The organism is Gluconobacter sp. P1D12_c, assembly GCF_018812105.1.
In the GTDB taxonomy this organism is placed as follows: domain Bacteria; phylum Pseudomonadota; class Alphaproteobacteria; order Acetobacterales; family Acetobacteraceae; genus Gluconobacter; species Gluconobacter oxydans_A.
In genome coordinates this window covers 311932-325132 of the sequence record NZ_JACSIQ010000002.1, presented here as the reverse complement: position 1 = coordinate 325132, position 13201 = coordinate 311932, and the positions used below count along the sequence as shown (strand labels likewise).

Genomic DNA, 13201 nt, shown 5'->3' with positions numbered 1-13201 from the left:
GTTGAGGAACGTTCGACGCTGGAAGTCTCATGGAAAGGGCTAACTGCCTCCGAGGAAATGAATTTTCACGAGAATTTCAGCTTACTTTCCCGCATTTCTAAAGTTACAAATGATATTCATTCTCATAAACTTCAATCTTTAATTCACGCACCTTCGCAGTTGTTACATTGTAGGCAGCATTCCTGCGACGTTGAGCGGGCAAGTGGTTCGTACAAAAAAATAATTATGAAAACGACTGTTTTTCAAGAATCGCTTCGTGAGAGACGTTTTCCTGTCGATTCAGCTAAGAATTGGCCTTCATGATCTGCCTTTGAATGCCAAGGCCTTCGATTTCCAGCTCTACGACATCCTCTGGTTCAAGATAAACTGGCTGAGGCTTGATGCCCATTCCGACGCCGGCAGGTGTGCCTGTGGCAATGATATCGCCCGGCATCAGGGTCATGTAATGGCTGACATGTGAAATGATGCTGCGGACGTCAAAGATCATGTTGGAGGTATGTCCCGTCTGCCGACGGCGACCGTTGACATCTAACCGCATGGAGAGTGCTTGCGGATCGGCGATTTCATCGGTCGTCACAAGCCATGGCCCCAGCGGCCCGAATGTGTCGCAGCCTTTGCCCTTGTCCCACTGGCTTGTCTGCATCTGAAATGAGCGTTCAGAGACATCATTGGCGATACAATATCCCGCCACATGCTCCAAAGCCTTCTCTGGGGAGACGTAAGACGCTTTTGTGCCAATAATGACTGCGAGTTCGACTTCCCAGTCCACTTTGGTGGCATGTTGGGGGATTAGAATACCATCGCTCGGACCCGTCAGGGCAGAGATGGCTTTCATGAAGACGATTGGCTCTGAGGGGAGGGGAAGGCCTGCTTCCTCGGCATGATCCCGATAGTTCAGGCCAATGCAGATGTACTTTCCGGCACCTGAGAACGGAATACCGTAGCGTGGTGTTTCCAAAATGACAGGGAGAGTATCCGGATTAATCGCCCGTAAGGCGGCCAGCTGCTCTGGAGACAGATGGGCGGCTGTAATATCAGGCAGAATCCCCGCAAGACTTCTCAGAATGCCAGCGTCATCAATGAGTCCAGGCGTTTCCTGATTCAACGGACCAAAACGACAGAGCTTCATCCTGCGACACTTTCTGTCCAGAGTGGGGAAGCATGAGATTAGGCATGTTTCGGTTCCTCTTCCAAGGGATTGAGGGGCCTGTTCGTGGCCGCTGCCCCAAACGCGAGGCGCATCCATTGCCCAAATTAATAACTTCGGTTATTGATATGTTATAACATACGTGTTTGACTATATGGGAGTTTCGGTTATGCCCCTGCTCAATGATGGTTCCCCGGAAGGGGATGAAAAGGGAACGCAGTGAAATGCTGCGGCTGCCCCCGCAACTGTGAGCGGTGAGGCTGATCACGATGGGTTCCGGGGACCCGGCCACTGGGGCGTCAGCCTTGGGAAGGCTCGCGATCTGCCGATGATCCGCAAGCCAGGAGACCTGCCATCGAAAATGGTCATGGACGAAGCGAAAGGGCGGGGTGCACCGGACGCAGCAGGATATTTATCCTGCTCATCGTAGTGACGCATTGTTGAGTGAAGTTTGCGTTATCCATGAGGAAAATCAGTTTTGTCGGTGTGTTGCCCGTTGCGGCATTGACCGTTTTTCAGCCTGCGTTCGCCCAGACAGAAGACGTCAGGAAGACGGTTGCCAAAGCGAAAGAAGAACACATTACCGCGCACGGGCGGGCGCAGCCGCTGAAGGATAGTGCTGTTATCGGGGGCAGACTTGGGCTGACGGTTCAACATAATCCTGCGACGATCAATGTGATTCAGCGCAGCGTGATGGAACAGCGCGGCTATGTGCACGCTGAAGACGCCGCAGACAGTGCACCGGGTGTTTCTTCCGGTGGATCTCCAGGAAGTCCGGCGCAGATGATGATGCGCGGCTTCAGCGGGAATCAGGTTCTGATCCTGCGAGATGGCATTTATTACGGCCCGACTACGATGGTGAACCGTCCGCTCAACAGCTTTAATCTTGAGAGCGTTCAGGTTCTCAAGGGGCCGTCGTCTGTTCTGTACGGGCAGGGCGCTGTTGGCGGCACGGTGGACATGCGAACGCGTGACCCTGCGTTTGATGGGCCGCATGCTAATGCTCTGGTATCTTATGGCAGTTTCAATACGTGGAATGCTGGTGTTGGCGGTTCGGTTCCCATTACTGACACTTTGGCCATTCGAAGTGATTTCAGTCGTACCTCGTCTGATGGATACGTTGCTGGCGCAGACCCACACAGCAACGATTTCACGACAACGTTGCTCTGGCACCCTTCGAAGAAATTTACAGCCCGCTTTGGCGTCGACTATCTGACAGATCGCTTGTCGACGTATTATGGAACCCCTTTGGTCCCGCTGGCGCAGGTCCATGATGGCGTAGGCGGCCTGCTGTCGTCTTCCAAGGGATTAGGCGTAAGCCGGTCATCGCTCTGGCGTTATTACAATGCCAAGGATGCAAAAGCTGGCTCGGTTAATGTGACCCCGACGCTTCATCTGACGTGGCAGCCAACGGAGAACATGACGTTCCACAATAAAACCTATGTCCTTTACGCCAAGCGCAACTGGAATAACGCTGAATCCTACAGCTATATCGGTTCAGCCGGGCAGACGGACGCAGCGGGAAATGCCATTGCACCCGGTCGGGTCGGTCGGGATCGGTTCTATGTTTATATGAACCAGCATCAGGTGGGTGACACGCTGGATGGTCAGTTTGATTTTCATGTTTTCGGAATGAAAAACCGTCTGGTCGTCGGTGGAGACGCGTATTATGTGCGGCTCATCCGGAACCGTGGTTTTCCGGACGCGACATATGCGGACAGTGTTTCGCTGAGTAGTCCTGAGAGTACGGCCGTCGGGAGTTTTGCTGGAGAGTATCCATATACAAAATCTCCCACAACCATGGTAGACGCAGGTATCTTCATGGAAGACGTCCTGACCGTGCGGGACGACCTGCGTGTAGTGGGTGGATTTCGCTATGACTGGCTGAAACTGGACCGTCAGAATTATAGCCAGTCCGGTGCGTTCAATCCTGCGACCAGCTTCCAGGGGAACTACAATCCTGCCAACTTCAGGATTGGCCCTGTTTACGATCTGACAGACAACATCAGCCTCTACGGCGTGTACACAACGGCTGAAGATCCGCCGGGCTCCAATATCTTCCTGGTTAATAAGGGCCAGTTTTCACGCCTGAGTCAGTCCAGACAAGGAGAAATCGGCGCTAAGGGTTCTTTCTGGAAAGGGCGTCTGTCTTCTACGCTGTCTCTGTACGATATCCGCCGTGCCCGAGTTCTCGTTGCTACCGGTGTGGACAGCGTGGCAACGGCGGGCGTTCAGAAGTCACGGGGTGTGGAATGGCAGGGGGACCTCACGCTGGGGAAACACTGGAGCCTGTCCGGAAATGTTGCCTATACGTGGTCTCGTTATGGATCATTCCATCCTTCAGCGTCAGTGAATGCCTCCGGGAACGAGGTTCCGAACGTTCCGGCTGTAACGGCTAACCTGTGGGGTGTCTGGTCCCGGGTTGCAGATCTACCGGTCGATCTGGGGGCTGGTATGCGTTACGTATCTGCCCGCAAGGGCGATTACGCCAACACGCTGAGTCTGAAAGACTATGCGCTCGTCAATCTTTTCGCGGCATGGCACGCCTATCGTGGCGTGACGGTTTATGGCCGGGTAGACAATGTGGGAAACAAGCACTTCATTCAGTGGGCTGATACCAGTTATCCGAGTGAAGTGATGCTGGGGGCGCCGCGGTCCTTCTCAATCAGTGTTCAGGCCGGTTTCTGATCGTGCCTGAGGTTGTGCTTCAGACGCATGGTGCCGGGTATGACCGCATACTCTCTTTGACGGATCTCTCCGTCAGGGAGGGTGAGCATGTTGCAGTCATTGGCCCGAATGGTGCAGGGAAAAGCACGCTTCTGAGGCTTCTCGCTGGATTAATTTCACCCACGGAAGGGAAGATAGTTCTGGAAGGAACGCTGCTCAGCACCCTTTCCAGACCAGCGGTAGCGTGCAAGATTGCATGGCTTTCCCAGACCGATGATGTAACTCCTGAATTCATAGTTGAGGATTATATCGCACTTGGTCGTCTTCCGTTTCGAGGCACTCCTCAGGCGCAGCAGGACACCGCGGCTCTGCAAACGGCGATCAAGTATTTCCGTGTCGAACCTTTTTTAAAACGGCCGATTGGCAATCTTTCTGGTGGCGAGCGTCAGCGTGTGATGTTGGCGCGATGTCTGGCCCAGACTCCCAAAATACTGTTGCTGGATGAGCCCACCAATCATCTGGATCTTGCGGCCAGAGCAGAGCTTCTAAATCTGCTTCGTGACCTCCCTCTGACAATCGTGGCCGTCCTGCATGACCTGTCTTTCGTGCCTGATTTTGCGCCGAGAACTCTCTTGATGAGGGACGGAAAAATCATTCTGGATGGGGCGTCTTCTGAGGTTTTGCTCTCTTCAGAACTAGGGCATGCGTTCGGCTTGAATGTTCATCCCGTTCGACTGGATGATAACAGCACGACGTTCGTTTTTAGGCCACGAGGCGCATGAAAGCGCCTGCCTTTATGCTGTTTTTGGGGTTCTGTGGCTTTGCCGTGCAAACGGCTTTCGCCTACCCGGTTACCGTGCAGAGCTGCGGGAGATCCGTAACGATCACGCATCAGCCAGAGCACGCTGTCATCCACGACGTTAATATGGCGGAAATGGCCTTTGCTCTGCATTTGCAGCCCTATATTCGCGGTTTGACGGGGATATCAGGCTGGAACAAATACACACCGGCTTTCAAAGCTCAGCAAGGCGATATCCCGGAAATTGCAACTCACTATCCCAGTCTCGAACAACTGCTTGATGCTGGAACAGATTTTTTCTTTGCTGGCTGGAATTATGGGATGCATATCGGTGGAGATGTGACACCCGAGACCTTGGCAATTCAGGGTATCCCGACGCTTGTTCTGTCTGAAAGCTGCTTCCGGGCCGGGCAGTCTACAGCTCTTCCGACATTAGACCTTCTGTATGGCGACGAAGAAAAACTCGGACAGATTTTTGGCCGGGAGCAGCAGGCTCGGCAATTGGTTGAAGGCTGGCAGAGGCGCGTTCAGCACATTCAGGATCGTCTCAAGGGCCATCACCCGTTACGTGTTTTCCTTTATGACAGTGGACGCGATCGGCCATTTACAGCTGGCCAATATGCCCTCGCGACAGAGTTGATCCGGATCGGCGGGGGCGAAAATATTTTTCGTTATTTACCAACAAACTGGGGTGCCGCTTCGTGGGAAAACGCGGGTTTGCGTGATCCTGAAGCTATTTTGGTGATGGATTACGGGGCAGGTGTTTCAGATAACCTGAAATTTCTGCGAAGCCAGCCATTGCTGACGGAGAGTACGGCCCTGAAGACAAACCGTGTTCTGGTTGTGCGCTATGATGAAATGACGCCGTCTCCTGCGAACATCGATGTGATCGAAAAAATTGCAGCCTTTCTCCATCCGGACGCAGTACCTTGATGAAACGCCTTCTTGGCATCAGTGCTTTGCCGGCTCTGAGTGTGCTGGCATTTTTGGAAGTTACGCTCGGAAGTGCTTCTCTTCCCTGGCATTCGTTGCAAGCGGGACTTTTGGCCGGTCCAGCCAGTCATGATATTGCCGCCCGGATTATCTGGTCCCTGCGAATGCCAAGGCTGGTTCTGGCTTTCTTGACCGGAGCAATTCTTGCCGGTGCAGGAGCACTTCTTCAGGCCGTAACCCGCAACCCCTTGGCAGATCCGTTTCTCTTCGGGCTGTCCTCGGGCTCAGCAACAGGGGCTGTTGCTGTCATCGTATTGTTGGGGGACGTTTTTGGCGTCTGGACGATCGCTTTTGGTGCAGTCGGTGGGGCATTTCTGGCAACTTCTGCGCTTTTACTGCTGGTCTCATTCAGATCCCGGTCTGGCGCAAGGGTCTCAACGGAACGGATGCTACTGTCCGGCCTGGCGATTTCCTTTGTCTTCTCTACTCTGACAAACCTGCTGATTTTCTGGGGTGACCGTAATACGGCGCAATCCGTTCTGTTCTGGACGATGGGCAGTTTTTCCGCCGCTCGCTGGTCGGCCCTGCCACTTGTCGTGTTGGGGCTTTTGCCCGTGATCTTCGGTAAATGGGCTTTTGGCGCTGATCTGGATGCCTTGATGGCCGGGGAGGAAACCGCAGCGTCCCTCGGGGTGCAAACAAGAAAGCTACGGCTTTGTGTTCTTGCCCTTTGCGCGTTTAGCTGTGCAACGACAGTGGCATTGTGTGGGCCGATCGGTTTCGTCGGACTGATTGTGCCGCATCTCATAAGGCCCATCTGGGGACGGTCTGTTCGAAATATCCTTATCCCCGCTATGGTCGCGGGGGGGATGCTCACAATCCTTTCAGATCTTCTCAGCCGCTGTCTTTTGCCGTCTCAGGAGCTGCCGGTTGGGATAGTCATTTCTGCGATAGGCGCCTGTTTCCTGATGGGTCTTCTGACACGGCGTTGATGTGTATTTGGCGCGTTTGCTTCAGAGAGACACCGTGATACCGCCGTCCACATACAAAACATGGCCATTCACAAACGAAGATGCGCCGGAAGCAAGGAAAATACATGCCCCCGTCAGCTCATCAAGCTGTCCCCATCGACCCGCCGGTGTACGCTTCTCCAGCCACGTTGAAAATTCTGCATCATTTACGAGCGCAGCGTTGAGAGGCGTGTCGAAGTAACCCGGTGCAATGGCATTGCACTGAAGGCCGTGTCTTGCCCACTCGGTCGCCATCCCTTTGGTCAAATTCCCCACGGCACCCTTGGTGGCCGTATACGGGGAGATATTCGGGCGGGCGAGGGCCGTCTGGACGCTGGCAATATTGATGATCTTACCCTGTCCACGGCCTAGCATATGTCTCGCAGCAGCCTGTCCAACATTGAAAATGGAGGTCAGGTTTGTTTGAAGAACCTTCTGAAACATTTCTGGTGGAAAGTCTTCCAACGGCGCGCGGTGCTGCATTCCTGCATTGTTGACCAGAATATCAATGGGCCCGGTATTTTCTTCGAAGCGATCGACTGCCGTTCGAACAGCTGCGTGGTCGGTCACGTCAAAAACAAGTGTCTCGACACCTCCCAGTTCCTCGGATGCGGCCGAGAGTTTTGAAGCATCCCGCCCATTCAGAACGACTTCAGCCCCGGCGGCTTGAAGGCCTTTGGCCAAACTGAAGCCGATACCTTGAGACGATCCCGTAATCAGAGCGCGACGTCCCGTCAGGTCAAAAAGAGATACACTCATGGAAAATCCTTCTTCCTTTGCTGTGTCAGCGCTCTGCAAACGCGGATCAGATGAACATTGAAATACCAACGCAGAAGACCAGTCCCAGAACGGCAATGATCGTCTCCAGAACTGACCAGGTCTTGATTGTCTGCGGCACGGTCAGGCCAAGATATTCTTTCATCTGCCAGAAGCCAGCGTCGTTCATGGGGCCGAAAGCCACGGACCCTGCGCCGGTGGCAATCACCATAAGTTCTGGCGATACGCCCTGCGAGTGCGCGAGGATCGGCCCCGCAATGCCGGAGGCCGTGCTCATGGCAACAGTAGAAGATCCGCAAGCGACGCGGACGATCGCGGCCAGAAGCCACGCCAGAACGAGAAGTGGAACATGCGCGCTGACGGCCGCGTCCGTGATGGCTTTTGAAACGCCACTATCAATGAGTTCACGACCAAAGCCCCCGCCTGCACCAACCAGAAGCATGATCAGGGCTGTTGGGCCAAGACACTCATTGGTGAAGCGAAGAATGGTTTCCCGCGAAAATCCACGAGCCAGTCCCAGCACGTAAAACGACATGACTGTTGCCAGAAGCAGCGCAATGTCCGTGTTGCCGATGAAGTGCAGGAACATGTTTGGTGCGCTTCTCGGAGTCGTAAACATGTCCGCGGAAGAGCCGATCAGCATCAGGATGACAGGGCATGTGATGGTCAGAACCGTAACCGTAAAGCCTGGGAGGTTTGTCGGGATTTCACGCCGTACAAACTGTTCTGCCAATGCATTCTTTTCTGTGATGAGAACACGGGGGCTGATGAAGCGTGCGAATAGCGGGCCCGAGATGGCCGCAATTGGTGTTCCCAGCAGAACGCCCCAGAAGATCGTTGTTCCCGTGTTGGCGTGATAGGCCGAGAGGGCGAGGAGCGTTGCGGGGTGAGGCGGGATCATCGCGTGCGTAACGGACAGCGCCGCACCCATGGGAAGGGCTACTCGCAGCAACGATGTTTCCGTTCGGGCTGCAAGAACGAAAGCGAGCGGGAAGAGCAGGACAACGCCAACTTCGAAGAAGACTGGCAGTCCCACAAGCAGGCCAATCACCATCATCGCCCAGTCAATCCGTTGACGACCCGCGCGCTCTGAAATTGTCAGGGCAATCCGGTCAGCACCGCCGGACTCAGCCAGCATTTTGCCCAGCATGGTCCCGAGAGCAATGATCGTGCCAACGTGCCCGAGGACGTGTCCGGCACCAGCTTCGAAAGATGCGACAACCTTGTCCGCAGGCATACCCGCGCAAAGAGCCAGCAGAATAGAGACGCTGAAGAGAACGATGAAAGGGTTTAAACGAAAACGCGCAATGAGTACGACGACTGCAATGATTGCGGCTGTTGCCAGCAGAATGGCAAAGGTTGTTGTCATATGGAACGCAGCCCTGTCAGAACGAGGAAACAGTTCAGAAGCGGAAACCAGAAAAAACCGTTACGTGAGAGGCTCCTGCAGAGAACTGAAACTTTCTCAGACCCATACGCCGATTGCCTCAAAGAACGGATGTAAAGTCTGCGTCATGATCTCGGCAGAAGGCTTCCACCATTGCTCAAATGCATGCGTTGAAGAATATGGAAGCTGTGAATTTTTAAATTATTCCTGCATTTTTCGGTCCTGACCCGACAGTAATGAAGCGCCTGAATGACGGGAACTTGAACGCAACGCATCAGTGAAGTGCCGCGTCAGGAGTCTGTACGGTGACAATGGCTACGGCTTTGTCGGTTCGTGCTACGATGCCGCAAGTCTGAACGCATTGACCTCAAGGACCACACAATGATCCCGTTTTCCGTTCTTGATCTTTCAATCATCACACGGGGCGCAGGCCCTCGTGAGGCGTTCAGGAATACAATCGATTTTGCCAAACTAGCGGAAAATCTGGGGTTTCATCGATACTGGCTGGCTGAGCACCATTCCATGCCGGGAATTGCGTCTGCGGCAACGGCTATTCTGATCGGTCAGGTGGCTGGGGCAACGACCCGTATTCGGGTGGGCTCTGGCGGAATCATGCTGCCAAATCACTCGCCGCTTGTTGTCGCAGAGCAATTTGGAACATTGGAGACGCTCTTTCCTGGCCGCATAGATCTGGGTCTGGGCCGGGCACCAGGTGCCGACCAGAGAACAGCCCGCGCTTTGCGACGTGATCCATCAGCGCCTGACAGGTTTCCGGAAGATGTTGTTGAGCTTCTGCATTACTTCGAGCCGATGGCGGCGGAAGATACGCATTTGATACGTGCCATTCCCGGAATGGGTCTGCGCGTTCCGGTCTGGATTTTGGGGTCGTCTCTGTTTTCGGCCGTTCTGGCCGCCCAGTTGGGGCTACCGTACGCCTTTGCATCTCACTTCGCGCCAGCACAGATGGAAGAAGCCGTTGCTCTCTATCGGTCGCGGTTTGAGCCGTCTGAGAGATGTGCGCGGCCTCACGTGATGCTGACAGTCAATGTCATTGCAGCGGATGAGGAAGCAGATGGCAAGTGCCTGGCGACGTCACTATACCAGTATTTTATGGCTTTGCGCCGCGGGCGGCCTATCGCGTTCCCGCCGCCAGTCAATAATATCCTGTCGTTGTGGTCGGTAGAGGAGCAGGCGCTCCTTGAGCAGACGCTGGCTTATACGTTTGCCGGGTCTAGAGAGAGTGTGACGGGACAGCTGAGACACTTCCTGGAACGTCACAAGCCTGACGAGTTGATGGTGGCAGTCCCGATTCATGATCAGGACAGCCGCAAGCGCTCGCTTGAAATTACAGCCAGGATCAAGGCAGACGTGGGGGCTTGATCAAGCCTGTGACATGCGTCGCTTCAGGTCCTGATGGATTTGAATGAACAGGTCTCTCTGGGCGTGGCTGCCACCAATGTCCTGCAAGTGAGGAAGCGCAGCGTTGAAAGAGAGCAGGGCTGAAGTGTTTTCATTGTGAAGATAAGCGTTCAGCCCACGGGCTAAAGGAATGCCTACCAGATCCCACGCTCGCTGATCTGGCAGGCTTTGCCCAGAGAGGCCCTCGATACGTCGCAGCAGATGCTGCCCTTCCGGACGATGGGCGCGGAGTAGCCCGTAAAGATATTGCAGAGTCAGGAAGGGCTGACTGACATCGTCCTGTCGTGAAGCGAGCCAGTTCGCCAAGTCCGTCCATCGGTCCTCGACATCAGCTCCCGCCAGCTCCAGACGGACCAGAAGGGATACTGCGCCAACCTGATCCTGTGAGAAGCTGCGTTCTCTGGTCCAGCAATGCTGGTCATAAACTGAAACAGCGTCGCTTACCCGATTGCGTGCAAGGTAAAAGAGAGCCAGATGCCACCATAGGTGCGTGTCCATGAAGGAGGTCAGCGTTTTCCAGCCAGCAGACCGCTCTTCAAGAAACGCGGTACCCTCATCAATGCGTCCCTGCGTCAGAAAAACATGAGCAAGGGCATGTTGTGCCCACGGCTCCGATGCATCCATGGCAAGGGCTGTGCGGGCAGAACGCTCAGCAGCAGGTAAATCGTGGCACTGCTCATAGGCAAAAGCCAGCATACCGTGCAGGGCGGCAACGTCTCCGGCGGCATCTTCGCTGCGTAGCGCAACGGCCAGCATGTCCTCAAAGCGACCTCGGATGAAATCGTGGTACTGCCGAAGTTTCAAAGTCACCAGATCGCGTGGCCATTGGGCAAGTATACGATCTGTCAGGCGAATAATAGCTTCTGGGTCTTCAGCAATAGAGGCTTCCAGAACTGAAAACAGAAGCTTTTCACGAGGAAGGGCACTTGTAACGGATTGAGCTGCACGTTCATGATATCGGCGCGCTTCTGATGGAACATCACCTGTTTCAGAAAGCATCCAGAGCAGCCCGGCATAGGTGTTCGCCAGGCAGTCTTCTGACTGATCTGCAATTTCGAGAATTTTGACCAGACGCAGGTCGTATCCAAGGTAACCAAGGATAAAATCATTGATGCCAGCGATCGTGGACGCTTGGTCAGCAGAAATATCGTTGTTCAGAACGTCCTGAGTCATGGCGCCTCTCCGGGAGAGGAGGAAAGTCGCTGAAGTTCTTTTTCAATGTACTGGTTTACGATAACAGGCTGTTCCAGCATGATTTGATGACCACAGGCTGGCAGGATATCCAAGGTGCTGGTGGGGAGAAAATCATGCACTTTTCTGACTTCAGTCAGAGGGACGATGCCATCGTTCTGACCCGCAAGAATATGCACGGGTTTGTCAAAACGGCGCAGGATTTCCGTATTGACCGGGGCCGCACCTGAACGGACAGCATTGATCATGAACAGGCTGTTGCGTTTCGTCGCCTGACGTTCGGTGTTGAGTATCTCTGGATCTACGTCTGGACCCCATGCCAGCTTTTCGAAGCGTGCCTGTAAAGCCGATCTCGCAAACGAGGCGAGCCAGAAGGGCAGACGGTCCATCCAGTTTCCAAACATCGGCCCCTTCAGTGACGGGGCAAGAGATGCCGGGCCCAACAGAATGAGGCCATCAACGGGTATGTCCTCTCCAGCAGCAAGCAATCCGGAAATCCATTCCAGCGTGATGCGGCACCCAAAGGAATGAGCGACGATGATACGTTTGCGCGAGGAGAAAGCTGCTAGAACAGCGGCCAGATCTTGTACTGAAAACCGACTGGCAAAAACCTGTTCGTGCTTGGAGCGCGCACTTTCGCCATGTCCAAGCGCATCCCATGCGACGAGATTGACGGGCTTTTTGGAAAACCGGTTCCACTGCAGCCGCCACTGCTGGCGGTTTCCGCCCAATCCGTGCACGAAAAAGAGCGTTGTGTCGCTTCCAGTCTGTTTTGAAGAGGTGGCAAGCCTGCGGCCTGGAACGCGGAAGAATGTTTCTGCTGGTGGAAGTGTCTCAGTCATGGCTGGTATTCCTCCCAAAACGTTCTTGCCACGTGGGGCGAGTGGGCTCGCCTAGCAAGGGCGATGCCTCATAAACGCCGCGCGCGATCGCTCGGGCCGTGACCTGCGTGGCCGTATGCAGAATTTCGGTCCACTCCTCAATGGAAGCGGGCGCGGGTGCATCGCCTGTAGCGATGCCGAACACTGCGTCTCCGTCCTGCGGAAGATGCGCGGGGAAAACGCCACGGGCGACGCCATCCTGCGCCAGAATGGCCAAGCGTTTGGCTTGCGCTTTCGTCAGGGTGGTATCAGTGGCAATAACGCCGATTGTGGTTCCAGCGACGTAATTCGGCTTGATGCGGAGTTTGAGGTCATCTGCTGTCAGCCGTAGCGGAAAACCAAGGCCCCCGAACTCATCATTCTGTTCGAAAGGCGCGCTCCAGAAGTGCGGTCCGTCTCCAATCGTGGCCGTCCCGACAGCATTGACAACCATAAGCGCTGCGACCGTGTGCCCGCTGGAGGTTATGGCGCTGGCTGATCCAAGTCCCCCTCTCACGGTCGCGGTGGTTGCGCCCGTTCCGGCGCCTTCGGTCCCAAGTTTGAAGGCCCCGTGACATGCTGCTTGTGCGGCCTGATAGCCTAGTTCCGCATAAGGCGAGTATCGTCCCCAGTCCTTATTTCCTCCGTTCACGAGGTCAAAAAGACTGGCCTGCACCACAATAGGCACGCGGACCTGGCCGTCCGGTGTAGGAAGAGCGTCAAACTCTTCTCTCAGCCAGGCCTGCACGCCGGCGGTTGCATCCAGACCATACGTCGATCCACCGGACAGCACGATGGCGTGAATGCCATCCACCAGCATTTCTGGCTCCAGAAGCGCATTTTCCCGAAGTGCAGGGGCTCCGCCAAGAAAGCTGCCGGAAGCGACAACGGGCCGGTCGAACACAAGCGCTGTCACGCCAGTTCTTTGCTGAACATTGCGCACATTTCCGACGCGAATGCCCGGAATGTCCGTGATGAGATTATGGCGAGTTCTGGAAGTCATGGTGGGTG

The 13201-nt window shown here is 54.8% G+C and carries 11 protein-coding genes and 1 riboswitch; of the genes, 5 read left to right on the top strand and 6 right to left on the bottom strand.

Annotated features, from left to right (window positions below; all coding sequences use genetic code 11):
- Positions 1-283: 283 nt before the first annotated feature.
- The gene (locus KP705_RS03330; protein ID WP_046901913.1) at positions 284-1129 is read right to left on the bottom strand and encodes a fumarylacetoacetate hydrolase family protein; all 846 of its coding nucleotides are present in this window, start codon (positions 1127-1129) and stop codon (positions 284-286) included.
- Positions 1130-1316: 187 nt separating this feature from the next.
- Positions 1317-1519: riboswitch (cobalamin riboswitch) on the top strand.
- Between the two features lie 90 nt (positions 1520-1609).
- On the opposite strand from KP705_RS03330, the gene KP705_RS03325 reads away from it, so the two are divergent.
- Genes KP705_RS03325 through KP705_RS03310 form a run of 4 tightly spaced genes read left to right on the top strand, consistent with a single transcriptional unit; the run spans position 1610 to position 6538 of the window.
- Positions 1610-3835 carry a TonB-dependent siderophore receptor gene (locus tag KP705_RS03325; RefSeq protein ID WP_215764008.1) on the top strand — a complete coding sequence of 742 codons (2226 nt, stop codon included), beginning with the start codon at positions 1610-1612 and terminating at the stop codon, positions 3833-3835.
- Positions 3836-3837: 2 nt separating this feature from the next.
- Complete coding sequence (locus tag KP705_RS03320; RefSeq protein WP_052750092.1) at positions 3838-4596, top strand: ABC transporter ATP-binding protein; 759 nt, start codon at positions 3838-3840, stop codon at positions 4594-4596.
- Positions 4593-5546 (top strand): ABC transporter substrate-binding protein, encoded by a 954-nt coding sequence (locus tag KP705_RS03315; protein WP_046901911.1) that lies wholly within the window; start codon positions 4593-4595, stop codon positions 5544-5546. The genes KP705_RS03320 and KP705_RS03315 overlap by 4 nt, the downstream gene beginning before the upstream one ends.
- A complete protein-coding gene (locus tag KP705_RS03310; RefSeq protein ID WP_046901910.1) occupies positions 5546-6538 on the top strand; it encodes an iron ABC transporter permease in 993 nt (330 codons plus the stop codon). The genes KP705_RS03315 and KP705_RS03310 overlap by 1 nt, the downstream gene beginning before the upstream one ends.
- A gap of 21 nt (positions 6539-6559) precedes the next feature.
- Here KP705_RS03310 and KP705_RS03305 read toward each other — a convergent pair whose 3' ends face one another.
- The gene (locus KP705_RS03305) at positions 6560-7315 is read right to left on the bottom strand and encodes an SDR family oxidoreductase (RefSeq protein WP_215764007.1); all 756 of its coding nucleotides are present in this window, start codon (positions 7313-7315) and stop codon (positions 6560-6562) included.
- A 46-nt stretch (positions 7316-7361) separates the two neighbouring features.
- A complete protein-coding gene (locus KP705_RS03300) occupies positions 7362-8702 on the bottom strand; it encodes a gluconate:H+ symporter (protein WP_046901908.1) in 1341 nt (446 codons plus the stop codon).
- Between the two features lie 399 nt (positions 8703-9101).
- Between KP705_RS03300 and KP705_RS03295 the strand changes: the two genes are divergently transcribed.
- Complete coding sequence (locus tag KP705_RS03295; RefSeq protein WP_046901907.1) at positions 9102-10100, top strand: LLM class flavin-dependent oxidoreductase; 999 nt, start codon at positions 9102-9104, stop codon at positions 10098-10100.
- Here the strand turns inward: KP705_RS03295 and KP705_RS03290 are convergent, their stop codons facing one another.
- The 3 genes from KP705_RS03290 to KP705_RS03280 are packed head-to-tail and all read right to left on the bottom strand — an operon-like array spanning position 10101 to position 13193.
- Entirely contained in the window at positions 10101-11312 is a 1212-nt protein-coding gene (locus tag KP705_RS03290) for a tetratricopeptide repeat protein (protein ID WP_046901906.1), read from the bottom strand. It lies immediately after the preceding gene.
- Positions 11309-12172 (bottom strand): alpha/beta fold hydrolase, encoded by an 864-nt coding sequence (locus KP705_RS03285; RefSeq protein ID WP_046901905.1) that lies wholly within the window; start codon positions 12170-12172, stop codon positions 11309-11311. The genes KP705_RS03290 and KP705_RS03285 overlap by 4 nt, the downstream gene beginning before the upstream one ends.
- A complete protein-coding gene (locus KP705_RS03280) occupies positions 12165-13193 on the bottom strand; it encodes a P1 family peptidase (protein ID WP_046901904.1) in 1029 nt (342 codons plus the stop codon). Before KP705_RS03280 ends, KP705_RS03285 begins: the two co-directional genes overlap by 8 nt.
- Positions 13194-13201 lie beyond the last annotated feature (8 nt).

Coding starts and splice junctions, on each gene's coding strand:
- KP705_RS03305 (WP_215764007.1), bottom strand. CDS start 7,315: ATGAGTGTATCTCTTTTTGACCTGACGGGACGTCGCGCTCTGATTACG.
- KP705_RS03285 (WP_046901905.1), bottom strand. CDS start 12,172: ATGACTGAGACACTTCCACCAGCAGAAACATTCTTCCGCGTTCCAGGC.
- KP705_RS03280 (WP_046901904.1), bottom strand. CDS start 13,193: ATGACTTCCAGAACTCGCCATAATCTCATCACGGACATTCCGGGCATT.
- KP705_RS03295 (WP_046901907.1), top strand. CDS start 9,102: ATGATCCCGTTTTCCGTTCTTGATCTTTCAATCATCACACGGGGCGCA.
- KP705_RS03310 (WP_046901910.1), top strand. CDS start 5,546: ATGAAACGCCTTCTTGGCATCAGTGCTTTGCCGGCTCTGAGTGTGCTG.
- KP705_RS03300 (WP_046901908.1), bottom strand. CDS start 8,702: ATGACAACAACCTTTGCCATTCTGCTGGCAACAGCCGCAATCATTGCA.
- KP705_RS03330 (WP_046901913.1), bottom strand. CDS start 1,129: ATGAAGCTCTGTCGTTTTGGTCCGTTGAATCAGGAAACGCCTGGACTC.
- KP705_RS03290 (WP_046901906.1), bottom strand. CDS start 11,312: ATGACTCAGGACGTTCTGAACAACGATATTTCTGCTGACCAAGCGTCC.
- KP705_RS03325 (WP_215764008.1), top strand. CDS start 1,610: ATGAGGAAAATCAGTTTTGTCGGTGTGTTGCCCGTTGCGGCATTGACC.
- KP705_RS03315 (WP_046901911.1), top strand. CDS start 4,593: ATGAAAGCGCCTGCCTTTATGCTGTTTTTGGGGTTCTGTGGCTTTGCC.